At 68.5% G+C, this 26334-nt stretch carries 22 protein-coding genes; 8 read left to right on the top strand and 14 right to left on the bottom strand.

Annotated features, from left to right (window positions below; genetic code table 11):
- Positions 1-2 precede the first annotated feature (2 nt).
- Positions 3-755 (top strand): SDR family NAD(P)-dependent oxidoreductase, encoded by a 753-nt coding sequence (locus AC5P56_RS18120; protein ID WP_014035694.1) that lies wholly within the window; start codon positions 3-5, stop codon positions 753-755.
- 90 nt (positions 756-845) lie between these two features.
- Here AC5P56_RS18120 and AC5P56_RS18115 read toward each other — a convergent pair whose 3' ends face one another.
- The 4 genes from AC5P56_RS18115 to AC5P56_RS18100 form a co-directional block, all read right to left on the bottom strand.
- Positions 846-1742, bottom strand: a complete 897-nt coding sequence (locus AC5P56_RS18115; RefSeq protein WP_046428160.1) for an SPOR domain-containing protein — start codon at positions 1740-1742, stop codon at positions 846-848.
- 21 nt (positions 1743-1763) lie between these two features.
- The gene (argS, locus tag AC5P56_RS18110) at positions 1764-3452 is read right to left on the bottom strand and encodes an arginine--tRNA ligase (protein ID WP_032961431.1); all 1689 of its coding nucleotides are present in this window, start codon (positions 3450-3452) and stop codon (positions 1764-1766) included.
- Positions 3453-3564: 112 nt separating this feature from the next.
- On the bottom strand, positions 3565-4269 hold the full coding sequence (gene radC, locus AC5P56_RS18105; protein ID WP_014035697.1) for a RadC family protein: 705 nt from the start codon (positions 4267-4269) through the stop codon (positions 3565-3567).
- 70 nt (positions 4270-4339) lie between these two features.
- A complete protein-coding gene (locus tag AC5P56_RS18100) occupies positions 4340-4966 on the bottom strand; it encodes a response regulator (protein WP_014645666.1) in 627 nt (208 codons plus the stop codon).
- 199 nt (positions 4967-5165) lie between these two features.
- Between AC5P56_RS18100 and coaBC the strand changes: the two genes are divergently transcribed.
- The 3 genes from coaBC to AC5P56_RS18085 are packed head-to-tail and all read left to right on the top strand — an operon-like array spanning position 5166 to position 9286.
- Positions 5166-6455, top strand: a complete 1290-nt coding sequence (coaBC, locus tag AC5P56_RS18095) for a bifunctional phosphopantothenoylcysteine decarboxylase/phosphopantothenate--cysteine ligase CoaBC (RefSeq protein WP_495231842.1) — start codon at positions 5166-5168, stop codon at positions 6453-6455.
- Positions 6452-6925: a dUTP diphosphatase gene (dut, locus tag AC5P56_RS18090; RefSeq protein ID WP_014035700.1), complete on the top strand. Its 474-nt coding sequence runs from the start codon at positions 6452-6454 to the stop codon at positions 6923-6925. Before coaBC ends, dut begins: the two co-directional genes overlap by 4 nt.
- A 12-nt stretch (positions 6926-6937) precedes the next feature.
- Complete coding sequence (locus tag AC5P56_RS18085) at positions 6938-9286, top strand: phosphomannomutase/phosphoglucomutase (protein WP_032961426.1); 2349 nt, start codon at positions 6938-6940, stop codon at positions 9284-9286.
- A 395-nt stretch (positions 9287-9681) separates the two neighbouring features.
- Here AC5P56_RS18085 and AC5P56_RS18080 read toward each other — a convergent pair whose 3' ends face one another.
- The 8 genes from AC5P56_RS18080 to pyrE all read right to left on the bottom strand — a co-directional run bounded on the left by AC5P56_RS18080 (position 9682) and on the right by pyrE (position 19178).
- Positions 9682-10395 carry a response regulator transcription factor gene (locus AC5P56_RS18080; protein WP_495231841.1) on the bottom strand — a complete coding sequence of 238 codons (714 nt, stop codon included), beginning with the start codon at positions 10393-10395 and terminating at the stop codon, positions 9682-9684.
- Positions 10376-13036, bottom strand: coding sequence for an ATP-binding protein (locus AC5P56_RS18075; RefSeq protein WP_014645670.1), 2661 nt, complete (start codon positions 13034-13036; stop codon positions 10376-10378). The genes AC5P56_RS18080 and AC5P56_RS18075 overlap by 20 nt, the downstream gene beginning before the upstream one ends.
- A 51-nt stretch (positions 13037-13087) precedes the next feature.
- Positions 13088-13738, bottom strand: coding sequence for a potassium-transporting ATPase subunit KdpC (gene kdpC, locus AC5P56_RS18070; protein ID WP_014645671.1), 651 nt, complete (start codon positions 13736-13738; stop codon positions 13088-13090).
- Positions 13735-15792 carry a potassium-transporting ATPase subunit KdpB gene (kdpB, locus tag AC5P56_RS18065; RefSeq protein WP_495231840.1) on the bottom strand — a complete coding sequence of 686 codons (2058 nt, stop codon included), beginning with the start codon at positions 15790-15792 and terminating at the stop codon, positions 13735-13737. Before kdpB ends, kdpC begins: the two co-directional genes overlap by 4 nt.
- A 10-nt stretch (positions 15793-15802) precedes the next feature.
- Positions 15803-17512 (bottom strand): potassium-transporting ATPase subunit KdpA, encoded by a 1710-nt coding sequence (kdpA, locus tag AC5P56_RS18060; RefSeq protein WP_014645673.1) that lies wholly within the window; start codon positions 17510-17512, stop codon positions 15803-15805.
- 11 nt (positions 17513-17523) lie between these two features.
- The gene (locus AC5P56_RS18055; protein ID WP_005407770.1) at positions 17524-17616 is read right to left on the bottom strand and encodes a potassium-transporting ATPase subunit F; all 93 of its coding nucleotides are present in this window, start codon (positions 17614-17616) and stop codon (positions 17524-17526) included.
- Positions 17617-17837: 221 nt separating this feature from the next.
- Positions 17838-18500 carry a hypothetical protein gene (locus AC5P56_RS18050; RefSeq protein WP_032961414.1) on the bottom strand — a complete coding sequence of 221 codons (663 nt, stop codon included), beginning with the start codon at positions 18498-18500 and terminating at the stop codon, positions 17838-17840.
- A gap of 18 nt (positions 18501-18518) precedes the next feature.
- The gene (gene pyrE, locus AC5P56_RS18045; protein WP_032961411.1) at positions 18519-19178 is read right to left on the bottom strand and encodes an orotate phosphoribosyltransferase; all 660 of its coding nucleotides are present in this window, start codon (positions 19176-19178) and stop codon (positions 18519-18521) included.
- Positions 19179-19340: 162 nt separating this feature from the next.
- Between pyrE and AC5P56_RS18040 the strand changes: the two genes are divergently transcribed.
- The 3 genes from AC5P56_RS18040 to AC5P56_RS18030 all read left to right on the top strand — a co-directional run bounded on the left by AC5P56_RS18040 (position 19341) and on the right by AC5P56_RS18030 (position 21751).
- Positions 19341-20141 carry an exodeoxyribonuclease III gene (locus AC5P56_RS18040; RefSeq protein ID WP_041862998.1) on the top strand — a complete coding sequence of 267 codons (801 nt, stop codon included), beginning with the start codon at positions 19341-19343 and terminating at the stop codon, positions 20139-20141.
- Complete coding sequence (locus AC5P56_RS18035) at positions 20138-21442, top strand: AmpG family muropeptide MFS transporter (RefSeq protein WP_014645677.1); 1305 nt, start codon at positions 20138-20140, stop codon at positions 21440-21442. Before AC5P56_RS18040 ends, AC5P56_RS18035 begins: the two co-directional genes overlap by 4 nt.
- 78 nt (positions 21443-21520) lie before the next feature.
- The gene (locus tag AC5P56_RS18030; RefSeq protein WP_014645678.1) at positions 21521-21751 is read left to right on the top strand and encodes a hypothetical protein; all 231 of its coding nucleotides are present in this window, start codon (positions 21521-21523) and stop codon (positions 21749-21751) included.
- A 111-nt stretch (positions 21752-21862) separates the two neighbouring features.
- Here the strand turns inward: AC5P56_RS18030 and AC5P56_RS18025 are convergent, their stop codons facing one another.
- Positions 21863-22990, bottom strand: coding sequence for an anhydro-N-acetylmuramic acid kinase (locus AC5P56_RS18025; RefSeq protein ID WP_126411635.1), 1128 nt, complete (start codon positions 22988-22990; stop codon positions 21863-21865).
- 66 nt (positions 22991-23056) lie between these two features.
- Positions 23057-24529, bottom strand: coding sequence for a M23 family metallopeptidase (locus AC5P56_RS18020; RefSeq protein WP_032961400.1), 1473 nt, complete (start codon positions 24527-24529; stop codon positions 23057-23059).
- A gap of 167 nt (positions 24530-24696) precedes the next feature.
- Here AC5P56_RS18020 and tyrS point away from each other — a divergent pair, with 167 nt between their 5' ends.
- Positions 24697-25908 carry a tyrosine--tRNA ligase gene (gene tyrS / locus AC5P56_RS18015; RefSeq protein ID WP_049441862.1) on the top strand — a complete coding sequence of 404 codons (1212 nt, stop codon included), beginning with the start codon at positions 24697-24699 and terminating at the stop codon, positions 25906-25908.
- The last annotated feature ends 426 nt before the right edge of the window (positions 25909-26334 follow it).

Below are 26334 nucleotides of genomic sequence, written 5' to 3'. Positions count from 1 at the left end.
TGATGACCCGCACTGTCCTGATTACCGGCGCCACGTCCGGCTTCGGCGCCGCCGCCGTCCACCGCTTCGCCCAGGCCGGCTGGAAAGTGATCGCCACCGGCCGCCGCGGCGAACGCCTGCAACCGCTGGTCGAGCGCTATGGCAAGGACGTGGTGCACGCCGCCGCCTTCGACATCCGCGATCCGGTGGCGATGGAGGCGGCCCTGCTGGCGCTGCCGCCGGCCTTCGGCGAGATCGACCTGCTGGTCAATAACGCCGGTCTGGCGCAGGGCACCGCACCGGCACAGAGCGCCAGGCTGTCGGACTGGACCACGATGATCGACACCAACATCACCGCGCTGGTGACCCTGACCCACCGCCTGTTGCCGCAGCTGGTGGAGCGCAAGGGTGCGATCATCAACATCTCGTCGGTGGCCGGCGTCTACCCGTACCCGGGTGGCAACGCCTACGGTGGCACCAAGGCCTTCGTCAGCCAGTTCTCGCTGGGCCTGCGTTCGGACCTGCACGGCACCGGCGTGCGCGTGACCACGATCGAGCCGGGCATGGCCGAGACCGAGTTCACCGTGGTCCGCACCCATGGCGACCAGAATGCATCGGACAAGCTGTACAGCGGTGCCAATCCGATGACCGCCGAAGACATCGCCGAACAGATCTTCTGGGTGGCCACGCTGCCACCGCACCTGAACATCAATCGCCTGGAGCTGATGCCGGTCAGCCAGTCCTTCGCCGGGTTCCAGGTCGCCCGCGAGGGCTGACGCCGTGTGTGGAGTCGAGCCATGCTCGACTCGGCAGAAACAAAAAAAGCCGGGCAATGCCCGGCTTTCTTCATGCAGTCCCGCAGAACGTCACTGCGCCTTGATGGCCATCGCCTGCAGGCCGGTGCCATCCAGCTTCTGCTTCGCTTCAGACAGTTCGCCGGCGCTGCCGTACGGCCCCATGCGCACGCGATACACGGTCTTGCCGTTGATCTGCGCCGACTCCACGCGTGCCGCCAGGCCCATCATGGCCAGCTTGGCCTTGGTGGCTTCGGCGTCGCCGGACGCACCGAAGGCACCTGCCTGCAGGATGTAGCGGGCGTTGTCGGCGGGCGCCGGTGCGGCAGTGGTCGCCGGCGCGGTGGGCGCGGCTTCCGCGCGCGGCGCGGGGGTGGCGGCCGTGCTGGTCGACGCCGGTGCGGTGCTGGCCGGCGGGGTTGCCGCGGCCGGGCGCTCGCTCAGCGGTGCCGGCAGCGGACGGTTGCTCGCGGTCACCGGTGCGGTGCTGGCGACGCTGGCCGTTGCGGTCGGTGCCGGCGTGGCCGTGCTCGCCGGCGGCACCGGCTTGCCCTCCAGCGCGGCCTGCGCGCGCGACGCTTCGGCCTTGGCCCGGCGCTGGTCCTCGGCACGCGCGCTGGCGGCCAGTTCGGCGTCGGACATTTCCACTTCCTTGCCCGGCAGCAGGGTGTAGAAGTCGTACTGCGTCGCCGCGGGCTTCTCCGGTTCGGCCGGCTTCGGCGTGGCCGGCTGCGCGGCTGGCTGGCTGCCGACATCGCTGTCTGCATCAGCAACCGGGGCCGGCTGCGCGTTCGGGTTCGGCTGCGGACCGGCGCGCAGGAAGCCGTCGCCTTCGCCCTTGAACAGGTTCGGCGCCGCCAGGAACACCACGGCGGCGATCGCCACACCGGCCACCAGCCACACCCATCCGGGTGTGCCCTGGCTGCTGCTGTTGCGTCGTGCCTGGGTTTTGCCGCGTCGTGCTGCCATGTGTACTGCGTCTCCTGATGCTTACATTTTTTCCGGGGCGCTCACGCCCAGGAGTTCAAGGCCGTTGGCCAGCACCTGGCGCGCCGCGCAGGCCAGGGTCAGCTTGGCGTTGCGATCGGCGGCGTCTTCCACCAGCACCGGCGTCCCGTGATACCACGTGTGGAAGGCATGCGCCAATTCACGCAGGTACTGCGCCACCAGGTGCGGCTCCAGCGCCACGCCGGCCGCTTCCACCACTTCCGGATAGCGCGAGATCTCGTTCATCAACAGCAGCGAGGCATCGTCGGCCAGGTGGCCAAGGTTGGCCAGGCCATTGCCCTGCTCGTACACCAGGCCCTTTTCCTGCGCCTGGCGCAGCAGGCTGCAGACACGGGCGTGCGCGTACTGCACGTAGAACACCGGATTGTCGTTGCTCTGCTGGCGCGCCAGGTCGATGTCGAAGGTCAGCTGCGAATCGGGCTTGCGCGCGATCAGGAACCAGCGGGTCGCATCGCGGCCGGCTTCTTCGATCAGGTCGCGCAGGGTGAAGTAGCTGCCGGCACGCTTGGACAGCTTCACTTCCTCGCCGCCGCGCATGACCGTGACCATCTGGTGCAGCACGTATTCCGGCCAGCCCTGCGGGATGCCCACTTCCATCGCCTGCAGGCCGGCGCGCACGCGCGCCAGCGAGCCGTGATGGTCGGCGCCCAGTTCGGTGATCGCGCGCTCGTAGCCGCGCTGCCACTTGGACAGGTGGTAGGCCACGTCCGGCACGAAGTAGGTGAAGGTGCCGTCGGACTTGCGCATCACGCGGTCCTTGTCGTCACCGAAGTCGGTGCTGCGCAGCCACAGCGCGCCGCCTTCCTCATAGGTGTGGCCGGACGCCTGCAGCTTGGCCACCGCTTCGGCAACCTTGCCGTCGGCGTACAGCGAGCTTTCCAGGAAGTAGATGTCGAAGTCGACACCGAACGCGGCCAGGTCCAGGTTCTGCTCGTTGCGCAGGTAGGCCACGGCGAAGCGGCGGATTGCCTGCATGTCGTCCGGGTCCTTGGCGCCGACCACGGTGCTGCCTTCCAGGTCGACGCTGGCACCGGCCATGTAGGCGCGGGCGACATCGGCGATGTACTCACCGCGGTAGCCGCCTTCCGGCCAGCCGTCCTGATCGGGTGCGATGCCCTTGATCCGCGCCTGGGTGGACAGCGCCAGGTTCTCGATCTGCACGCCAGCGTCGTTGTAGTAGAACTCGCGCTTGGCGTTCCAGCCGTTGGCATCGAGCACGCGGGCCACGCAGTCGCCGATCGCCGCTGCGCGGCCATGGCCGACATGCAGCGGGCCGGTCGGGTTGGCCGACACATACTCCACGCCCACCGTGCGGCCATTGCCGGACAGGTTGCGGCCGTAGTCGTGGGCTTCCTTGATGACCGAGGCGGTTTCGCGCTGGTACGCGGCCGGGGCCAGATGGAAGTTGATGAAGCCGGGGCCGGCGATCTCGACCTTGCTGACGTCCTCGCTGCGCGGCAGCGCCTCGACCAGCGCCTGTGCCAGTGCGCGCGGATTGCTGCGCGCGGCCTTGGCCAGCAGCATCGCGGCGTTGGTGGCGAAGTCGCCGTGGTCACGGGTCTTCGGGCGCTCGACCACGAAGTCCGGCGGCAGGGAGTCGGCGGGCAGGGTGCCATTGGCGCGCAAGGCTTCGATGCCTTGGCTGATCAGGGCGCGGAGGAGATTTTTCACGAGGCCTGCTGTGAGAATGAGCGGCGGAATCGCCCATTTTAGCGCAGATGCCCGCGCCCACGCTGACCAGGACATGCCTGCGGGGCGCCCGCCCGGCCCTGACCAGGGCCGTTCAGCCGAACAGGCGCGGCTGGGGCGGGGACAGCAGGCCCCGTTCAGCAAATGAAACGGGGCGGCCCTCGCCGACGACGAAGTGGTCGAGCAGGCGCACGTCCACCAGTGCCAGCGCCTGCTGCAGTTCATCGGTGATGCGGGTGTCGGCGCCGGAGGGCTCGGGGTCGCCGGAAGGATGATTGTGGCTGAGGATCACCGCTGCCGCATTGTGCAGCAGGGCTCGACGCACCACCTCGCGGGGATAGACCGGGGCGGCATTGATGGTGCCCTGGAACAGTTCTTCGCAGGCGATCAGGCGGTGGCGGTTGTCCAGGAACAGCGCCATGAAGATCTCGCGGGCCTGGCCGCGCAGGCGGTGCTGCAGATAGCGGCCGACCGCAGCCGGGTTGTTGCCGACGGCCTCGCCCTGCTGAAGTTCGGCCGCCAGATAGCGGTGGGCCAGTTCCAGCCCGGCGGCCAGTGCACAGCTTCGAGCAGGGCCCAGCCCCGGCAACCGGGCCAGCTCGCGGGCCGGGCGGTCCAGCAGCACACGCAGGGGACCGTGCGCCTGCAGCAGGTCGCGCGCGGTCTGCACCGCATCGCGTCCACCGAAGCCGGAGCCGAGGAACAGTGCCAGCAGTTCTGCGTCGGACAGCGTGGCGGGGCCGCGTGCGATCAGCTTCTCGCGGGGACGTTCCTGTTCGGGCCAGTCGTGGATGGGCATGCCTGCATCATCGCCAGTGGGGGCGATGCGGCCCATCAGGGCAGGACGCATGCCCGGGTCGGCCGTTGCCTCAGTCGCGTCGCGACTGCAGGTAGGCGAACAGCTCCTGGTTGTTCTGCAGCCCCAGCTTGCGCTTGGCCTCGGCCTTCTGCCGGCTGATCGTCTTGGGGCTGCGGCCGCAGTGGACGGCGATGGCGTTCACTTTCAGCCCGGCGGCCAACAGGTCCAGCACTTCCTGTTCGCGGGCGGACAGCGCCGCCGGTTCGCGCGCGAACATCAGGTCGCGCGCCTGCAGGTGGTGGCGCAGCTGCTGCGAGACGAACACCTGCCCTGCCATGGCCGCGTTCAGGGCCTGCGGCAACTCGCCGAAATCGGCGCACTTGTCGACCAGGCCGCTGACACCCTCACGCAGCAGGCCATCGAGCAGGCCGGGGTGGCGGGCGCCGGTAAGCACCACCACGGGCATGCGCGGGTGGCGTGCGCGCAGTTCAGCGATCAGTTCCGGGCCATCCGGGCCGGTGCCCGGCATGGAGAGGTCGGTCAGCACCGCGTCGCAGCCGTGGTGCTCGACCAGCTGCAGCAGCTCGGCGCCGTCACGCGCGCTGCCGACGACCTCCATCAGGTGGGTCTGCAGCACGATGCGGATGCCGTGCAGGACGACGGGATGGTCGTCGGCGATGATGATGCGCGGGTGCACGCGGAATCCTCGAAAAGCGAAGCGGCACACCTGCGGCGGCCACTGACGATTCTGCAAACGTGGCCGGCCTACAGGTATAGGAAAGTTCCGAATCGCAGTGTCTTGAACCCGGGAAGCGCTGTGGTGCAAGTCCCATCTGCTGATAGCTGCCCGCTATGTGCGCTGTGCACCGGGACATTACCGACCATCGGGTAAGCTAATGCCCTCGTTTGCACAGGAATTCCAGGTGGCTGACTCCCCCAACGCTTCCCCCGCGCCCGGCCGCGCGCTGGAAGGCCAGAAACTGCTGTTGTGCGTCGGAGGCGGGATCGCGGCCTACAAGGCCCTGGAACTGGTGCGACGCCTGCGTGATGCGGGCGCCCAGGTGCAGGTGGCGATGACCGCCGGCGCCCAGCAGTTCGTCACCCCCCTCACTTTCCAGGCCCTGTCCGGGCAGCCGACCCGCACCACGCTGTGGGACAGCGCCGCCGAACAGGCCATGGGCCACATCGAGCTGGCCCGCTGGGCGGACCGCATCGTGGTCGCGCCGGGAACCGCCGATCTGCTGGCCCGGCTGGCCCAGGGCCATGCCGATGACCTGGTCAGCACCCTGTGCCTGGCCAGCACCGCACCGCTGACGATCTGCCCGGCGATGAACCATCGCATGTGGCTGCATCCGGCCACCCAGGCCAACATCGCCCTGCTGCGCCAGCGTGGTGCGCAGGTGATCGGCCCGGTCGATGGCCCGCTGGCCGAAGGTGAATCCGGTCCCGGCCGGCTGGCCGAACCCGGCGACATCGTGGCCGCGCTGGCCGCCAATGGCGGCGCCGCTGCGACGGTTGGCGCGCCGGAAACCCGTGCCCTGCAGGGGCTGCGCCTGCTGATCAGTGCCGGCCCGACCTACGAAGACATCGATCCGGTGCGTTACGTCGGCAACCGCAGCAGCGGCAAGATGGGCTTTGCCCTGGCCGCCGCTGCTGCCGCGCTGGGCGCGCAGGTGGTGCTGGTCAGCGGTCCGGTACAGCTGCCGACGCCGCCGGGCGTGCAGCGTATCGACGTGCGCTCGGCCGCGCAGATGCGCGATGCCGTACTGAAGTCGCTGCCCGCCGACATCTATATCGGTGCCGCCGCGGTGTCCGACTACACGCCGCGCCAGGTCGCCGCGCAGAAGCTGAAGAAGACCGCCGACAGCCAGTCGCTGGTGATCGAACTGGTGCGCACGCCGGACATCCTAGCCGAAGTCGCTGCACAGACGCAGTCGCTGAAGCTGGTGGTCGGCTTCGCCGCCGAGACCCACGACGTGGAGAAATACGCGCGCGGCAAACTGGTCGACAAGCGCCTGGACCTGGTGATCGCCAACCAGGTCGGCATCAGTGGCGGCGGTTTCGAGAGCGACAACAATGCCGCCACGGCCTTCTGGCAGGACGGCGAACAGGTATTCCCGGCCACTTCCAAGCGCGAGCTGGCCGAACAACTGCTGGCGCTGATCGCGCGGAGACTCCAGGCATGACCCAGGCATCCACTTCCCACCCGCTGCAGGTCAAGCTGCTCGATCCGCGCTTCGGCGACAGCTGGCCGCTGCCGGCCTATGCCACCGAGGCCAGTGCCGGCATGGACCTGCGCGCGGCGCTGGATACCGCGCTGACCCTGCAGCCGGGCGACACCGCGCTGGTGCCCAGCGGCCTGGCCATCCATATTGCCGACCCGAACCTGTGCGCGGTGATCCTGCCGCGTTCCGGGCTGGGCCATCGGCATGGCATCGTGCTGGGCAACGGCACCGGCCTGATCGATGCCGACTACCAGGGGCCGCTGCTGATCAGCGTCTGGAACCGTGGCCGCGAGGCCTTCACCATCGAGCCGGGCGATCGAATCGCGCAGCTGGTGGTGGTTCCGATCGCCCGCGTCAGCCTGCAGGTAGTGGATACTTTCACCGACAGCGTGCGGGGCGCGGGTGGATTCGGCCATACCGGGGTGCGTTGACAGGGGACATCGATGAGCGGCATCGGGGAAGGACAGCGGGGACGGTCGTTGGGTCGCAGTGCACCTCTACTGGGGGTGCTGTTGATCCTGTTGGCCGGCTGGTTCGGATGGAGCGCGGTGCAGCAATGGCGGCAGGAGGCCAACGGGCAGGCGCTGGAAGAGGCGCGTGACCAGGCCGTGCAGGGCCTGCAGCAGGCTGCTGCAGGCCAGTTGCAGCAGCTGCAGCAGCAGTTGAAGAATGATCGCGTGCAGCAGGCGCTGCAGGCCGGCGACGCCGCTGCGGCGGCGCTGGCCGTTCGCGAGAGCTGGACCGGGGTCGAGCAGGTCGAGGTGCTGGCGGCCGATCTGGCCAACGCCTATGCCGATCCGGCCACCTTCGGGTATTCCCGCCTGGCGCTGCTGGAAGCGGCGCTGGCCGAGGCCAGGCCAAGCCTGCGCGTGGTCCGCGACGGCGGCGGCAACCGCCTGGGCCTGGCCGCGCCGGTGCAGCTGGGCAGCCTGGGGCCGGCCGTCATCTATGTCCGCCAACCGCTGCTGCGGCTGACGTCGCCGCTCGACCAGGTCAGCGCGCCGTCCGCCGGCTTCCTCGGCCTGCGCCAGGGAGCATTCGATCTGGTCACCCAGGGCGACCCGAGCCTGGCCGAAAGTGCGGAAGCGCTGGCGCGCCCGGTTGCAGGCACGCCGTTGCGGCTGGTCGCGTCGGTGCCGAATGTCGAGGCCGGTCCGCTCGGCCTGGGCGCGCTGGCCAGCGCCATTGTGGCGTTGCTGCTGGCGTTCATTGCCGTGTTGCTGGTGGTGGGGCGCGACCGGCTGCCGAAGTCGCTGCCGTTGCCGCGCCGCGCCGCCGCGTCCGAGGCCGACCATGGCCCGACCCTGAGCGAGAGCCTGCAGCAGGCGCCGCCACCGGTGGCCGCCGTGACCGGCAGTGGCGATGCCACGCCACCGCCGCCACCGCCGGTGCCTGCCGAAGAGCTGGCCGCCGGCATCTTCCGCGCCTATGACATCCGCGGCATGGTGGGCAGCGAACTGACACCGAAGACCGCGGCGCTGATCGGCCAGGCCATCGGCACCGTGGCACTGGAGCAGGGCCTGCGCGAGGTGGTGATCGGGCGCGATGGCCGCCTGTCCGGACCCGAGCTGACGGCCGGGCTGGCCGAGGGCCTGCGCCGTGCCGGCTGCGCGGTGATCGACATCGGCCTGGCGCCGACCCCGCTCGTGTACTACGCCGCCTTCCATCTGCGTACCGGCACCTGCGTGGCGGTCACCGGCAGCCACAACCCGCCCGAGTACAACGGCTTCAAGGTGGTGATCGGCGGCGAGACGCTGTCCGGCGACGCGATCACCGATCTCTACCAGCGCATCGTCGAGGGCCGCCTGGTGCAGTCCGCCGAGCCGGGTGACTACCAGCAGCGCGATGTCAGTGCCGACTACATCCAGCGCATCGCCGATGACGTGCAGCTGGACCGTCCGCTGAAGGTCGTGGCCGATGCCGGCAATGGCGTGGCCGGCGCACTGGCCCCGCAGCTGCTGGAAGCAATCGGCGCCGACGTCATTCCGCTGTACTGCGATGTCGATGGCACCTTCCCCAACCATCATCCCGACCCGAGCGAGCCGGCCAACCTGGAAGACCTGGTGCAGACGGTCAAGCGCTTCGGCGCCGACCTCGGCGTAGCCTTCGATGGCGATGGCGACCGGTTGGGCGTGGTCACCGGCGAAGGCAGGATCATCTATGCCGACCGCCTGCTGATGCTGTTCGCTGCCGACGTGCTGATGCGCAATCCGGGCGCGATGGTGATCTACGACGTCAAGTGCACCGGCAAGCTGTCCGACCATGTGCTGCGCAACGGTGGCAGCCCGCTGATGTGGAAGACCGGGCATTCGCTGATGAAGGCGAAGATGCGCGAGACCGATGCCGAGCTGGCTGGTGAGATGAGCGGCCACTTCTTCTTCAAGGAACGCTGGTTCGGCTTCGACGACGGCCTGTACGCCGCTGCGCGCCTGCTGGAGATCCTGGCCCAGCGCGAGGAAACCCCGGACGAAGTGCTGGGCGAACTGCCGGAGATGGTCGCCACGCCGGAGCTGAAGGTAGCGGTGGCCGACGGGACGCCGCATGCGCTGGTGGCGATGCTGGTGGCGGCGGCGCAGTCGCCGGACAACCCGTATGTGGGGGGCCGCCTGTCGACCATCGATGGCCTGCGCGTGGACTTCGCCGATGGCTGGGGCCTGGTGCGTGCCTCCAACACCACGCCGGTGCTGGTGCTGCGCTTCGAAGGCAACGACGAGGCCGCACTGGAGCGCATCAAGGCCTTGTTCCGCAGCCAGCTGCAGCCGGTGCTGGGCGACACGCCGCTGGGGTTCTGAGGTGGGGCCGGGCGGCGCCCGGCACCCGCCGAATCAACGTCAACGTCAAAGGCCGGCTATCCGTAGGATGCGGGGTGGGTCCGGTTGCGCGGGACGCTGCAAGTCCCCCTCCGGGGCCCGGCCCAGCCGCTGGCGGCTGGGCGTTCGGGCGCTTGCGAAGCAGTGCTTCGCAAGCAAAGCGCCCTCACCCATGTAAGCTCGGTCGCCGCATCCATGCGGCTCACGCCCCCGCAACCGGACCCACCCCGCCTTCGACAGATTTCCGCGATCTGTCCGAACCGCATGAACTGCTCTTGGTAGGTGTCGACCTTGGTCGACACAGCAGAGATCCACGCCATGCGTGGATGCTCTTCCGAATTTGCTTTGGTGGGTGCCGACCGTTGTTCGGCACACCCTCACCCCTTGAATCGCAAGCCCACGCCCGGTTCGGTGAACAGGTAGCGTGAATCCAGCGCCGAATCGCCCAGCTTGTGCCGCAGCTTGCCGACCAGGATGCGCAGGTAATGGGTATCGTGCTGGTGGGTCGGCCCCCAGATTTCCTGCAGGATCTGCGGCTGTGTCACCACCCGCCCGGCATTGCGCAGCAGCAGCGACAGCAACGCGTACTCCTTGCGGGTCAACGCCACCGGTTCACCCTGCAGGGCGACTTCGCGGCGCACCAGGTCCACGCGCAGGTGGCCGTCGTCGAACACCGGTGGCGTGCCATCACTGGGTACGCTGCGCGTGCGCAGCAGCGCCCGCACCCGCGCCATCAGTTCCTGCGTGCCGAACGGCTTGGTCACGTAGTCGTTGGCGCCGGTATCCAGTGCGCGCACCTTCTCGGCTTCGCCGGCGCGCACGGTCAGCATGATCACCGGCACCTGGCTCCACTGCCGCAGCTGTTCAAGTACCTCGCGGCCTTCCATGTCCGGCAGGCCGATATCCAGGATCACCAGGTCCATGTCCTCGCTGGCGGCCAGCTGCAGGCCTTCCTGGCCGGTGGCGGCCTGTCGCACCTGGTAGCCCTGCGCGCGCAGGCTGATGTCCAGGAACCGGCGGATCTGGGTTTCATCATCGATCACCAGCACGCGCGCGGCCGGCACGCTGGCATCAATCGGGGTCGGGCTCATCGTGGGAGGCTGGCTTGAGCAGGGGCAGGGTGATGCGGATCAGGGTACCGCGACCGTCGCGTCCGGGCAGCGCCTGCACGCTGCCGCCATGTGCGCCGATCATGCCCTGGCAGATGGTCAGGCCCAGGCCGGTGCCGTGGCGGCCGCGGTCGCCGCGCTCGACGCTGTAGAACATGTCGAAGATGCGCGCGCGCTCGTCGTCGGGAATGCCGGGGCCGGCATCGATCACGTCGATGCGCAGCTGGCCGTCCAGTTCGCGCGCCTGCACCTGCACGGCGGCGTCGGGCGGCGAGAACTTGGCCGCGTTCTCCATCACGTTGAACACGGCCTGTTCGACCAGCGCCGGGTGTACCCAGATCGGCGCCAGCGTGGACGGAATGTCCAGCTCCAGCCGCACCTTGGGCTGGTAGCGCTGCAGGCGCCGTGCGGCCGAGCCGATCAGTTCGTCCACGCCGATCCAGTCACGGTTGATCTTCAGACCTTCGTGGCCAAGGCGGGTCATGTCCAGCAGGTTCTGGATGTAGCGGTCCAGCCGCTCGCCTTCGACCAGGATGGTGTCCAGCAGGGCACGGCGATCAGCCGTGTCCATCGCCGCGCCGTAACTGGCCAGGCTGTCGGCCGAACCGATCATCGCCGCCAGTGGAGAGCGCAGGTCGTGCGACACCGAAGAGAGCAGGGCCGAGCGCAACCGCTCGGTCTCGTTGCTGACATGCGCCTGTTCCAGTTCGGCCACCAGCCGGGTACGCAGTGCGGCCTGTGCGATGTCATCGACCATCGCTTCGGCAAGCTGCCGCTGTTCGGGCAGCAGGCGTGCCTGTGCGCCGGGCAGGTACAGGCCGGCCACGCCGATCGCGCGATCTTCGCCATCCAGCAATGGCAGGAACCACCACTGCGCACCGGCCAGGGTGTCGGTGAAGCGGCCGCTGGGCTGGCCGTGGCGCAGTGCCCAGTCGGCGGCAGCCAGGTCGGTATCGCCGGGTTGGCTGCGGCCACCGGCGGCAGTGTCCGCGCCGATCCGCAGCCACGCCGGCACATCCATCGCCTGCTCCAAGGCATGCCGACCTGCCTGTGCCACCTCGCCGTTGCCGGCGGCGCTGGCCAGCTGACGGCCCAGCTGCTGGCGTGCACGTGCATGGCGATTGGCCGCACGCAGCGCAATGACCTGCATGCGCAGGCGCGAGGCCAGCCGTCCGGCCACCAAGGCGGCGGCCAGGAACAGGAACACGGTGATCACGCCTTGGCGCGCACCGATGGCGAAGGTGAAGCGGGGCGCGATGAACAGGAAGTTGTAGGCCAGGAAGCACAGGATCGCCGCCATCACCGCCACGCTGGCACGCGTGCGCGCCGCCACCAGCACCACTGCCACGATGAACACCATCGACAGGTCGGCCATGCCGACCCAGCGTTCGGCCAGCCAAGCCACCGCACAGGCCAGCGCGGTGGCGATCAGTGCCTGTACCGGCTCGTAGCTGATGCCGCGCATCGGTGGCAGCAGACCTTCGCGGCGCGAGCGCGCCCGGGCCTGCGGCGTGCTGATGATGGTGATCTCGTAGTGCGCGCCGCGCTGGATCAGCTGCTGGGTCAGGGTTCGGTTGAACATCCGCGCCAGCGGGCGCTCACGGGTCCGCCCCAGCACCAGGGTCGATACACCGTTGTGCGCTGCATGGTCCAGCAGGGCATCGGCGATGCTCGATCCGTGCAGCAGTTCGGCGTCGCCACCCAGGCGCCGTGCCAGGGCGAAGGCCGCATCGATCTCGCGCCGCGTGGCCTCGTCCTGGCGCCGGCCCTGCACGGTCACCACCGTCCACGGTGCGTCGCGGCGCTCGGCGATGCGGCGCGCCACCCGCACCAGGTACTCGCTCTGGCCGCCGCCATCGATGGCCACCAGCACGCCGCGCCGCAGCGGCAGGTTGCCTTCGCCCCGTGCGGCGCGGGTTTCACGCAGGCTGCTGTCGACGCGGTCGGCGGCTTCCTGCATCGCCAGCTCACGCAGGGCGGTCAGGTTGGCCGGCGAGAAGAACGCCTGCAGCGCCTGCGCGGCCTGTTCGGGCACATAGACCTTGCCCTGCTGCAGGCGCGCGATCAGTTCGCGCGGCGGCAGATCGACCAGCACGATGTCGTGCAGGCGATCGAGCACGCCATCGGGCACGGTCTCGCTGACCCGCACGCCGGTGATGCGCATCACCACGTCGTTGAGGCTTTCCAGATGCTGGATGTTGACCGTGGTCCAGACGTCGATGCCGGCGTCCAGCAGCTCCATCACATCCTGCCAGCGCCGCTCATGGCGGCTGCCGGGCGCATTGCGATGGGCCAGTTCGTCCACCAGCACCAGCGCCGGATGCCGTGCCAGCACGGCATCCAGGTCCATCTCCTGCAGGGCGTGGCCATGATAGGCCACGTCCTTCAACGGCAGCTGCGGCAGGCCTTCCAGCAGGGCCTGGGTTTCGGCGCGGCCATGGGTTTCCACCAGCCCGACCACCAGGTCCACGCCGCGGCGCAGCTGCTCCTGGGCACGGGTCAGCATGGTGTAGGTCTTGCCCACACCCGGCGCAGCGCCGAGGAACACGGTCAGCTTGCCACCGGCTTCGCGTTGCAGGCCTTCCACCAGGGCATCGGCCTGGCGGGTACGCGCATCAGTCATGGGGGCCGCTGTCATGGCCGCCATTGTGCGCGCAGCCGATGCAGGCCGGCATCACGGCGCCTTGGCCGCATGGTCCAGCGCGAAGTTCAGCGTCACCACGTTCACCCGCGGCTGGCCGAACACGCCCCACTGGCGCCCTTCAGTATGTGCCTGCACCAAGGCCTGCACGCGCTCCACCGGCAGGCCGCGGGCACGTGCCACGCGTGCCACCTGCAGCTGCGCCGCCGCCGGCGACAGCTGCGGATCCAGCCCGCCGCCGGACTGGGTGACCAGGTCGGCCGGCACCTGCGCCGGGGCGACACCTTCGCGCGCGGCCACCGCCGCCGTGCTGGCGGCAACACGCTCGGCCAGCGCCGGGTTGCTGCGCGCCAGGTTGGAACCGGCCGCGGCCATCGGGTCGTAGTTGGCCGCCGACGGCCGTGCCTGGAAGTAGCCATCGCCGGTGAACGGCTGCGACAACCATGCCGAGCCGCGCACCTGGCCGTTGCCGTCGCGCAGCAGGCTGCCCTCGGCCTGGGTGGGGTAGGCCAGGCCGGCGAAACCGGTGGCGATGCCGGCGTAGACCGCGCCGGCCAGCAGCAGGGTGGCCAGGCCTAGGCCGATCGCCGGGCGCCAGCCGGCGCCGTCCTGCAGGCTGGCCACGCGGGCTTCGGCCTTCGGTTCGCGGGGCAGGGTGGTGGAGGTGGAAGCAGAACGGTTCATGCGCCGAATACCAGGACAAGGAAGAGGTCGATCAGCTTGATCGCCGCGAACGGCAACAGCACGCCGCCGAGGCCGTACACCAGCATGTTCCGGCGCAGCAGCGCGGTGGCCGTGGCCGGACGGAAGCGCACGCCACGCAGGGCGAGCGGGATCAGCACGGGAATCACCAGCGCGTTGAAGATCAGCGCCGCCAGCACCGCGTTGCGTGGGCTCGACAGCTGCATCACGTTCAGTGCGGCCATGGCCGGAACCGCAGCGGCAAACAGCGCCGGCAGGATCGCGAAGTACTTGGACACGTCGTTGGCCAGCGAGAAGGTGGTCAGCGCACCGCGGGTGATCAGCTGCTGCTTGCCCACTTCCACGACTGCCAGCAGCTTGGCCGGGTCTGAATCGAGGTCGACCATGTTGCCGGCCTCCTTCGCCGCCTGCGTGCCGGAGTTCATCGCCAGGCCGATGTCGGCCTGGGCCAGCGCGGGAGCATCGTTGGTGCCATCGCCCACCATCGCCACCAGGCGGCCACCGGCCTGTTCCTGGCGGATGCGTGCCAGCTTGTCTTCCGGACGCGCCTCGGCGATGTAGTCATCAACACCGGCTTCGGCGGCGATGGCGGCAGCGGTCAGCGGGTTGTCGCCGGTGATCATCACCGTGCGGATACCCATCGCCCGCAGCTGTGCGAACTTCTCGCGCATGCCGTGCTTGACCACGTCCGACAGCTCGATCACGCCCAGCACGTGGCGGCCCTCGGCCACCACCAGCGGGGTGGCGCCATTGCGCGCGACCTGCTCGACGCGGCCGGCCAGTTCAGCCGGCACGTTGCCGCCGAGCGCCTGCACGTGGGTGCGGATCGCATCGGCAGCGCCCTTGCGGATCTGCCGCCCATGCTCCAGATCGACGCCGGACATCCGGGTCTGGGCACTGAAGGCCAGGTAGTCGGCACGGTCCGGCTCGGCGGTGGCGCAGCCCTGTTCGCGCGCCAGGCGCACGATCGACTTGCCTTCCGGGGTCGGGTCGGCCAGCGAGGACAGCAGTGCGGCCTCGCGCAGCTGGCTGGCGTCGATGCCGGCCAGCGGATGGAAGTGGCTGGCCTGGCGGTCGCCGTAGGTGATGGTGCCGGTCTTGTCCAGCAGCAGCACGTCGACGTCGCCGGCCACTTCCACCGCCTTGCCCGACTTGGCCAGCACGTTGGCAGCCAGCGCACGGTTCATGCCGGCGATGCCGATGGCCGGCAGCAGGCCGCCGATGGTGGTCGGGATCAGGCACACCAGCAGTGCGATCAGCAGCAGTGGATCGACCTGCACGCCCACGGCCGCGCCGATCGCCGGCAACGTGGCCACCACCACCAGGAAGGTCAGCGTCATCGCCGCCAGCAGCAGGGTCAGCGCGATCTCGTTGGGGGTCTTCTGGCGATTGGCACCTTCCACCAGCGCGATCATGCGGTCCAGGAAGCTGTGGCCCGGCTCGGCGGTCACCCGCACGATGATCTGGTCGGACAGCACCTTGGTGCCACCGATCACACCGGAACGGTCGGTACCGGCCTCGCGCAGCACCGGTGCCGATTCGCCGGTTACTGCCGCTTCGTTGATGGTGGCCAGGCCCTGCACGATCTCGCCATCGGCCGGCACCAGCTCACCGGCACTGACGATCACATGGTCGCCCGGGCGCAGCTCGGCGGCAGGCACCTGGGCTTCGGCTGCGCCCGGCTGCGGCGCCGCCAGCCGGCGCGCCACCAGGTCCTGGCGGGCACGGCGCAGCGAGGCGGCCTGGCCACGGCCACGCGCTTCGGCCACTGCCTCGGCGAAATTGCCGAACAGCACGGTCACCAGCAGGATGGCGGTCACTGCCAGGCCGAAGCCCAGCGGTGCATTGCCGGTCAGGGTGACGATCGCGGCGACGATCGTGCCGGCCATCACCACCGCCATCACCGGGCTGCGCACCAGATGCATCGGCGCCAGCTTGCGCACCGCTTCGACCAGCGCACGGCGCAGGCCGGCGCCATCAAGCAGGGCAGGGCGCGGTGCATGGGTACTACGGGTTGAACTTGCTTGGGTACTCATCAGGGTGTCCTCAGCGCAGTCCCAGGCTCAGGTGATCGGCGATCGGGCCGAGTACCAGCGCCGGCATGAACTGCAGCACGGTCAGGATGACGATCACCGAGACCAGGGTCAGGGCGAAGGTCGGGGTTTCGATCTGCAGGCTGCCGGCAGACTCCGGCGCCTGGCGCTTGGCGGCCAGCTGTGCGGCCACCACCAGCGGAATGATCAGCAGCGGGAAGCGGCCCAGCAGCAGTACCAGCGAGCAGCTCAGGTTCCACCACAGCGTGGCGTCACCCAGTCCTTCGAAGCCCGAACCGTTGTTGGCGTAGGCCGAGACATACTCGTAGAACACCTGGCTGATGCCATGGAAGCCGGGGTTGGAGGTGCCGGCCAGGCCGGGCACGGCCAGGGTGATCGCAGTGAACACCAGCAGGGTGATCGGCTGCAGCAGCACCAGCAGGGCCAGCAGGCGCACCTGGGGCGTCTCCAGCTTGCGGCCGAACAGTTCCGGCGTGCGCCCGGTCATCAACCCGGCCAGGAACACACCCAGCAGCAGATAGACGATGAACTGCTGCAGGCCACAGCCGATGCCGCCCCAGATCGCGCTGACCAGCATGTTGACCATCGCGATGCCACCGCTCAGCGGCGCCAGCGAATCGTGCATGCCGTTCACCGAGCCATTGGAGACCTGGGTAGTCACCGCCGCCCACAGCGCCGTGCCGTCGGCGCCGAAGCGCACCTCCTTGCCTTCCATCAGCAGCGGGGTGGCGGCGCTGGCGCTATGCCCTTCGCTCCACATCATCGCGCCGGTGGAAAGCAGCGACATGCCCAGCATGCAGCTGAACACCAGGGCGCCGAAGCGACGCCGGCCGGTGAACGCGCCGATCATGAAGATCACCGCCATCGGCACCAGCAGGATGCCGACGATTTCCAGCGCGTTCGACAGCGGGGTCGGGTTCTCCAGCGGGAAGCTGCTGTTCGGGCCGTACCAGCCGCCACCGTTGGCGCCAAGCTGCTTGGCCGCGACCATCGCCGCCACCGGGCCCAGCGGCAGCTTCTGTCCGGTCATGCCGGCGCTGGCATCGATCGGCGTGGCCTGCGGGCCACCGGCCATCGTCGACGGCACACCCTGGCTGGTCAGCAGCAGGGTCCACACCAGGCACAGCGGCAACAGGAAACGCACGCACAGGCGCACCACGTCCACGTAGTAGTTGCCTACCGCCACCTGGCGGTCATCGCCGGCACCGGTGGCCGCCGCAGCCTGCGGCGCACGCGAGAACAACGCGCGCAGCGTCGCCACCGCCAGCGCCAGGCCCATCATCGGCGTCACCACCTGCAGGCCGGTGATGCCGGTCATCTGCGAGAGGTAGGACAGCTGCGCCTGGCCCGAATAGTGCTGCTGGTTGGTGTTGGTCAGGAACGAGATCATCGTGTGCAGCGCGGTGTCCCACCGCATGTTCGGGATCTGGTCCGGGTTCAGTGGCAACCAGGCCTGGGTCATGAACACCGCCTGGGTCAACACAGCGACCACCACGTTGCTCAGCACGAAGGCCAGCACGTAGCCGCGCCAGGACATCGCGCGCGAGGGATCGACGCCGAACACCTTGTACAACGGCTTTTCGATCCAGTTGAACAGCACGTCGACCTTCATCGGCGTGCCGCGCATCACGCGGGCCAGGTACAGGCCCAGCGGCCACGCCAGCAGCAGGCTGGCGGCAAGAATGACAAGCATCTCAGTCATGGCCGGCTCCGTTAGAACGATTCGGGCCGCAGCACGACATAGAGAAGATAGGCGGCGGCGACCAGCACCAGCACGCCACACAACAAAGACAGCCAGGGGGACATTTCAATAGCGACCTGGTGGAACCCCTCCACCTCAGGCCGTCATCGTCGTCCTGCCGCCCATAAACGCACTACGCGCCGGACCGGGCCGACGCGTAAAGAGTGCATAAATTCCGTGGGCCAACCCGTAACCAGGCGCCGCCTGCTGTAGAGCCGAGCCCATGCTCGGCTGCCCTTTCCCAAGGTCACGCGGCGCCGAGCGTGGGCCCGGCGCTACAGGCGAATCACGGCGCCTGGCTCGCCTGCGCCACGCCCTTCAGCTCGCGATAGCGCTGCAGCGTGCTGTCGATCTCGGCCTTCAGCGCCTGCTGCTGCTGCAGGAACCCGGCCTGCAGGCGTTGCTGCGACTGCAGTTGTACATGCCGCTGGCGGATCGCCTCGGCCTGCTTGTCGGCCACCTTGCCACCGGCCAGTTCGCGGTCACCGGCGGCCGACAGCAGCGCCACCAGCGATTCGCGCAGGCTGGTGACGTTGTACTCGGCGGTCTTCAGGTTGTTGTCCAGCACTTCCTGGCGTTCGGCGAACACCCGGCGCAGGTCGTCCTCGCTGCCATAGGTGGACAGCATCGCCTGCTCGGTGCGCTGGCGGGTCTGCTCGGCCATCAGGTCCAGCTGCTGCTGCTGTGCCACGGTGCTGGCTGCGGCGCGCTCCTCGTCGGTCAACGCGCGCTGGACCTGCGCATTGCGCAGGCCGCTCTTCGCGTTGAACTCCTCGCGGGCGTGATTGACCGCATCGGCCGGCAGCGAATCACTGCAGATCCGCTCCTTGCCCTCGTTCCAGCAGTACAGCTTCTTTTCCACCTTGCCGCCGTCGCGCGACTGCGCCGGCACGGTGAACGGCACGGCCAGCAGCAGGCCGGCAAAGAGAACAGCAGGAACTCGGGACATGACCTTTCCCCTGGTCGGTCAGCGGATCGAACGGACGCCGTACTGGGCCCGGTAGGCTTCCAGCGGCTGCCGGTAACCGACAAGTTCCGGGTTGCCGGAGGCGAAATCAAGCAGATCGGCCAGCGATGCCACGGCGATCACCGGAATGCCGGCTTCTTCGGCCACCGACTGTGCCGCCGAGCGACGGTCGGCTTCCGAGGCGATCTCCTGGCGGTCCAGTGCCACCACGATGCCGGCCGGGGTGCCGCCGGCAGCGCGGATGATGCCCAGCGCTTCGCGGATCGCGGTACCGGCGGTGATCACGTCATCGACGATCAGCACGCGCTTGCCATTCAGGTCCGCGCCGATCAGCTGGCCGCCTTCACCATGGTCCTTGGCTTCCTTGCGGTTGAACGACAGCGGCAGGTCGCGGCCACGCTGAGCCAGCTCGCAGGCCATCGCGGTGGCCAGCGGAATGCCCTTGTAGGCCGGGCCGAACACCACGTCGTACTTGATCCCGGTGGCATCGATGGCATCGGCGTAGCAGGCGCCGAGCTGCGACAGCAGCGAACCGGAGTCGAAACGACCGGCGTTGAAGAAATAGGGGCTCAGCCGGCCGGACTTGAGGGTGAACTGGCCGAAGCGCAGGGCGTCGGCAGTCAGGGCCAGCTGCAGGAAACGGTGGCGGTGGTCGCTCATCAAAACTCGATTCATCTTCATTTGGAGCACAAATCCTAATCCAGCTGGGCGTTTTGCGCTCGTCCAGCGCCATGTGAAAGCCGTCCAGGCCCGGCCTGGCGGACTGCGCAGCCCTGCAGGCAACCGGTATGCTTGCCCGGTTTCCCGCCGCAGGTCCCCCGCATGCGCATCATCAGTTTCAACGCCAATGGCATCCGTTCCGCCGCGACCAAGGGCTTCCTCGACTGGTTCCGTGCCCAGGACGCCGACGTCCTGTGCATCCAGGAAACCAAGGCCCAGGAAGACCAGCTGACCGACCCGATGTTCCGTCCGGACGGCCACCACTGCTTCTATCGCGATGCCATCACCAAGAAGGGCTACAGCGGCGTGGCGATCTACAGCAAGCGCGAACCGGACCAGGTCATCACCTCGCTGGGTTGGGCGCCGTTCGACGACGAAGGCCGCTACATCGAGGCGCGCTACGGCAATCTCAGCGTGGTTTCCTTCTATATCCCATCGGGCAGCTCGGGCGACCTGCGCCAGGGCTTCAAGTTCGAAGTGATGGAATGGCTGCGGCCGATCCTCGAAGCGTGGGCGCGCAGCGGCCGCGACTACGTGCTGTGCGGTGACTGGAACATCGTGCGTTCGGCGCTGGACATCAAGAACTGGAAGTCCAACCAGAAGAACTCCGGCTGCCTGCCGGAGGAGCGCGACTGGCTCAACGCGCTGTGCGCCGACCACGGCCAGGCCACCGATGTCGCCGGCGGCCGTGGGTGGGCCGATGCCTACCGCCTGCTCAACCCCACCGGAGAGGACTACACCTGGTGGAGCAACCGCGGCGCCGCCCGTGCCAACAATGTCGGTTGGCGCATCGACTACCAGTTCATCACCCCGGGCCTGCGTGACCGACTGCGCAGCTGCTCGATCTACCGCGACGAGCGCTTCTCCGACCACGCCCCGTTCACCGTGGACTACGACCTGTGACCGAGGCCGCCACGCCGGTCAGCTACAAGGGCTGGGCCGGCATCAAGCGCGCCTTCGGTACCCCGTCGGCGCTGACCATGGCCATGCTCGGCTTCGGCAGTGGCCTGCCGTTCCTGCTGATCGCCTCGCAGACCCTGTCCACGCGCCTGCGCGACGTCGGGCTGGACCTGGGCAGCATCGGCCTGATCAGCCTGGCCAGCTTCTTCTACCTGCTCAAGTTCCTGTGGGCACCGCTGCTGGACCGCTACGCCTTCCCGCTGCTGGGGCGGCTCGGCCGCCGCCGCTCCTGGCTGCTGGTGTCGCAGGTGCTGGTGCTGGTCGGGCTGGTCGCGCTGGCCTTCGTGCGGCCCGAACAGGGCGTGTGGCCGTTGGTGATGTGGGTGCTGGTGGCGTCGTTCGCCGGCGCCACCCAGGATTCGGCCGTCGATGCCTACCGCATCGAGATCGCGCCGCAGACCGCCCAGGCGGCGCTGGCCGCCACCTATACGCTGGGCTACCGGATCGGCCTGATCCTGGCCGGTGCCGGCGCGCTGTACCTGGCCCAGTTCGAAGGCTGGATCGTCGCCTACCTGGCGATGGCCGCGCTGATGCTGCTGCCGATCGTCACCACCCTGCTGTGCGCCGAACCGCAGCGCCCGGCCACCGCCGTGCAGCGCCGCATCGATATTGCCGAAGCGTTCGTCCAGCCCATCTCCAGCTTCTTCAGCCGCAATGGCGTGGCACTGGCGCTGGTGCTGCTGGCCTTCGTCGGCCTGTTCAAGTTCCCCGACCAGGTGATCGGAGTGATGGCCGGGCCGTTCTATCTCGACTCGGGGTTCGACAAGGCCGACATCGCCACCGTCTCCAAGCTGTTCGGTGTGTGGATGGGCATCGGCGGCGCGTTCCTTGGCGGCATCGCGGTGGCTGCGTTCGGCTTCCGCCGCATGCTGCTGGTGGCCGCGCTGGGCGTGGCGCTGTCCAACCTGGCCTTCCTGCTGATGGCGCACAATCCGGGCAAGCTGTGGGCGTTCTACGCCGCGCTCAGTGCCGACAACCTGTTCCAGGGCTTTGCCGGCACCGTGCTGGTGGCCTTCATGTCGTCGCTGACCGACCGCAACTTCACCGCCACCCAGTACGCATTGCTGGTCTCGCTGGCCAACCTGCCGGGCAAGTTCGTCGGTGGCGTCTCCGGCTACATCGTCGAAGCCACGTCCTACAGCACGTTCTTCATCCTCAGCTCGATCACCGTGGTGCCAACCCTGCTGCTGCTGGCGTGGCTGTGGCCGCGGATCGCCGATCGCGGGCCGCCGCCGGTCGCCTGATTGCCTGCCCGCCCGGACTGCGGGATCATCGCCCCCGACGCGCCGAGGGGGCGGTGCCTTGCGAACGGGGAAGTGAGCATGGCCGACGTTGTGCTGCGGGACCTGGACCCGCTGCTGCTGGAACGCATCCGACGGGTCGCGGTCGCCCGCGGCTGGACCCACGAACAGACCTGCGCCGCCTTGCTGGAGCAGGGGCTGTTCAGCAGTGAACTGGAGGTCCGCTCCGGCTTCGGCGATCCCGAAGTGGACGCCCTCTCCGCCGCGATTGCCGCCCTGCAGGCCCTGCCGGCAGGGCAGGGCTTCGATTAGCGCCTTTGTAGAGCCGAGCCATGCTCGGCTGCGCTTGGCCCGGCCCGGCCCGCGCTAAGCCGAGCAGGGCTCGGCTCTACAACGGCGCCTCACCTGCGCGGACGGCCCACCTCACGCCAGGTGGATCGCCCCCAGGATCCGCGGGCCCGTTGCCCCGGTCACGCTCGGCAGGTTGCCCGCCAGCCCGTCCATCGTCCGCTGCGCCAGCCAGGCGAAACCCATCGCCTCCACGTACTCCGGGTCCAGCCCATGCACCGCGCTGGACTCAACCTGCACCTCCGGCAGCCGCGCCGCCAGCCGCTTCATCAGCTGCCGGTTGCGCACACCGCCGCCACAGACCAGCAGGCGCCGGGTCTGCGGCTGCTGCGCCAGCAACGCATCGGCCACGGTCGCCACGGTCAGCTCCAGCAGGGTGGCCTGCACATCGGCAGCGGCGTACTCGCCTTCCCCCATGTGGGCTCCGGCCCAGGACAGGTGAAACTGTTCGCGCCCGGTGCTCTTCGGCGGCGGCAGCGCGAACCACGGGTCCGAGCGCCAGCCGGCCAGCAGGCCCTCGTCCAACGTGCCACTGGCAGCGTAAGCGCCATCGGCATCGAAGGTGCGGCCGGTATGGCGCTGGCACCAGGCGTCCATCAGCGCATTGGCCGGGCCGGTATCGAAGCCACGCACCGCGCCTTCGCGCGGGATCAGGGTCAGGTTGGCGATGCCGCCCAGGTTGAGCACCGCGCGGTCTTCGTCGGCGGTGCCCAGCATGCCCAGGTGGAAGGCCGGCATCAGCGGCGCACCGTGGCCCCCGGCCGCCACGTCGCGGCGGCGGAAGTCGGATACCGTCGTGATCCCGGTCAGTTCGGCAATGCGGTTGCCGTCGCCCAGCTGCACGGTGAACGCCGGGTCGGCCAGCGGGCGGTGGCGCACGGTCTGGCCGTGCGAGCCGATCGCGCGCACCTGGCTGCGGTCCACGCCGGCCTCGGCCAGCAGTTGATTGGCGGCCCCGGCGAAGTTGATCGCGATCCGCGCGTCCAGTTCGCCCAGTTCCTCCAGCGACTCCAGCGGGCCACCTTCGCCCAGCGCCACCAGCCGCGCGCGCAGCACCGGCTCCCAGCGGGCGGTCAGGCCGTGCACGAAGCGGCAGCCACCGCCGGCGGGGAACTGCACCAGCGCGGCATCGATGCCATCGGCGCTGGTGCCCGACATCAGGCCAAGGTACAGGGGGGCGTCAGCGTCGGCAGTCGTGTTCATGGCAGGCATAAAAAAAGGACGCGGCAAGCTTGGGCTGCCGCGTCCTTCTTCGTCAACGCAAGACGCTCAGCCGCGCTTGCGGCCGGTCGCCTGCTTGTCCTTGGCGCTGGCCACCTCGGGCGCAGCCTCGTCGCGGCTGGTCGGTGCCGGGCTGGCGTCGGCGTAGATCAGCTTCTCCATGCCCTGGATGCGCGCCATCGCCGGCGCGGTCTGCGCGCGGAAGGCGACCAGCTCGGCGCCCTTCAGCGGTTCCGGCGGCGGCATGGTCACGGTCAGCGGGTTGCGGTGCTCGCCATTGACGCGGAATTCGTAGTGCAGGTGCGGGCCGGTCGCCAGGCCGGTCGAGCCGACATAGCCGATCACCGTGCCCTGGGCCACGCGCTGGCCGGTCCTGATGTTCGCAAAGCGCGACATGTGGCCGTACAGGGTGGTGTGGCCGCGGCCATGGTCGAGGATCACCACGTTGCCGTAGCCGCGCTGCACGCCGGCGAACTGCACGCGGGCATCGCCGGCGGCCATGATCGGAGTGCCGGTGCGCGCGGCGTAGTCCACGCCCTTGTGCATGCGCATCTTGCCCAGCACCGGGTGCTTGCGCGCGCCGAAGGTCGAACTCAGCCGCGCGAACGGGATCGGCATGCGGATGAAGCTCTTCTTCAGCGAACGGCCGTTGATGTCGTAGTACTCGGACTTGCCGTTGCGGTCGAAGCGGAAGCCGGAATAGGTCTTGCCACCGGTGGTGAAGGTCGCCGCCAGGATCTTGCTGGTGTCCACCTTCTCGCCTTCGCGCCAGGTTTCATCCATCACCACGCTGAAGCGGTCGCCCGGCTGCAGGTCCTTGGAGAAGTCGATGTCGTACTTGAAGATGTCGTCGGTCATCGTCGCGATCGCCGACGGCGACAGCCCGGCCCGTCGGGCCGCGGCATACAGCGAACTGGTGATCTCGCCGCTGGTGACCACGGTGCGCGTGGAGGACTCGCGCTTGGTCACTTTCTCCTTGATGTCATCGCCGGCCAGGCTCAGTTCCACGCGGTTGTCGGCATCGCGGTCGAAACGGATGCTGCGCAGGTCGCCGGACAGCGGCATGTCGAAGGCGATCTCGGCACCCGGGCGCAGCTTGGTCAACGCCTCACGCGCGCCGGGGTGGTCCAGCACCCGGTGCAGGGTGGTGGCCGGAATGCCAGCCTTGTCGAACAGGTCGCTCAGGGTCTGGCCACGCTGCACGCGCAGCACCTGCCAGCTGTCACCCGGCACCTGCTGCTGGCGGGCCATGGTCAGCGGCGGCAACGGCAGCGCCAGGCTGGTGTGGCTGTCGGCGTAGGGGGCATCGATGGTGTGCGAGAAACCGGGGACGATCGTCGCCACCAGGGCGCCGATGGTCGCAAACAGGCTGGCATGCATCCAATGGCGGCGGGTCCAGCGCTCATTGAAGGCGGCGGGAAGATGTTGCCTGAGCTTCCGATGCAGGGTGTTGTCGTGCAGGACGTGGAGGCGTTCCTGGAAGCGCTGCTTGCGTGCGCGCCCTTGTTCGGAATTGTGCATCGGCGGTTTTTTCCTGGCGGCCTGGGAGTGCGGGCCTGATCGCCGGTTACCATAGACACCTCAGAAAACCGCGTCAAACCCTTGTGCCCATTGGCTTTTGTGAAGCCAATCGGGTTAACTTCGCTTTAACACCCCACACAAGAATCGGCGTTGCCGGGAGTAGTCACGTGTCCTCGATTGAAGAAGCCCTTGCCCTGATCGGCCGTGGTGCCGACGAGATCCTCAAGCTCGAGGATCTGCGTGCGCGCCTGCAGGAAGGCCGTCCGCTGCGGATCAAGGCCGGCTTCGACCCCACCGCGCCCGACCTGCACCTGGGCCATACGGTGCTGCTGAACAAGATGCGCCAGTTCCAGGACCTCGGCCACCAGGTCATTTTCCTGATCGGCGACTTCACCGGCATGATCGGCGACCCGTCCGGCAAGAGCCTGACCCGCAAGCCGCTCAGCCGCGATGACGTGCTGGCCAACGCCCGTACCTACGAGGAACAGGTGTTCAAGGTGCTCGACCGCAGCCGTACCGAAGTCCGCTTCAACTCGGAGTGGTTCGGCAAGATGGGCGCGGCCGACATGATCCGCCTGGCCGGCCAGCACACCGTGGCGCGCATGCTCGAGCGCGACGACTTCGCCAAGCGCTATGCCGCCCAGCAGTCCATCGCCATCCACGAATTCCTGTACCCGCTGGTGCAGGGCTACGATTCGGTGGCCCTGGAGGCCGACGTCGAACTGGGCGGTACCGACCAGAAGTTCAACCTGCTGATGGGCCGTGGCCTGCAGGAACACCACGGCCAGAAGCCGCAGGTGGTGCTGACCATGCCGCTGCTGGAAGGCCTGGACGGCGTCAACAAGATGTCCAAGTCGCTGGGCAACTACATTGGCATCAGCGAGCCGGCCATCGACATCGTCACCAAGACCATGAAGGTGGACGACACCCTGATGTGGCGCTGGATCGAACTGCTGTCCTTCGACATCAGCCAGGCCGAAGCCGTGCAGCTGCGCGAGCAGGTGGCCAAAGGCGGCTTGAACCCGCGTGTGGTCAAGCTGCGCCTGGCGCGTGAACTGGCGACCCGTTTCCACGACGCCGCGGCGGCCGAGCAGGCCATTGCAGGCTGGGAAGCAGCGGTGACCGGGCAGGGTGACATTACCCAGCTGCCGCTGCAGGACGTGGCGATTCCGGCCGAAGGACTGCGTATCGCTGCGCTGCTGACGGCGGCCGGCCTGACCCCGAGCAACTCTGAAGCCAATCGCAAGCTCAAGGAGCGCGCGGTCAAGGTCGACGGTGAAGTGGTCGAAGATGGCCAGCAGGTGCTGCAGCCGGGCTTCGAAGGCCTGCTGCAGGTCGGCAAGCGTACTTTCGCCCGCGTGCGTCTGGTCACTGCCTGACAGCAGGGAAGGGCCGGCGCCAGCCGGCCCTTCCTTATGCTCTTGTAGAGCCAAGCCTACGCTTGGCTGCGCTTCGCGGGTTCCTACCGCAGCGCGACGGATGAACGGATGCAACATCCGGTGAAAAAAATCGCTACACCCCCTTCACAAATGATGTGGATGGGGCCATACTTCTCCTCCCCCGTCGCAGGGGTCGCCACCAAGGGGCTTCAGCGACATCAGGGTGCCCACCACCGCCGAACGAGATGATCGAACGAAGGTGTTGACGGACTGAAAAAGTCTGGCATAATGGGCGGCTCGCTACGAAGGAAACTTCGCAGCACACGGGAACGGCGCTGAGGCCACTTCCCCGGATCTTTGAAAGTATGCGCAGGTATCTTGTGAAGGCGCCTGCAGGAAGGATGATTGTCCATCTTGCAGACGTTT

Source organism: Stenotrophomonas sp. YJH_SMC_131, assembly GCF_059367975.1.
This window is presented reverse-complemented; position numbering and strand designations above follow the sequence as displayed.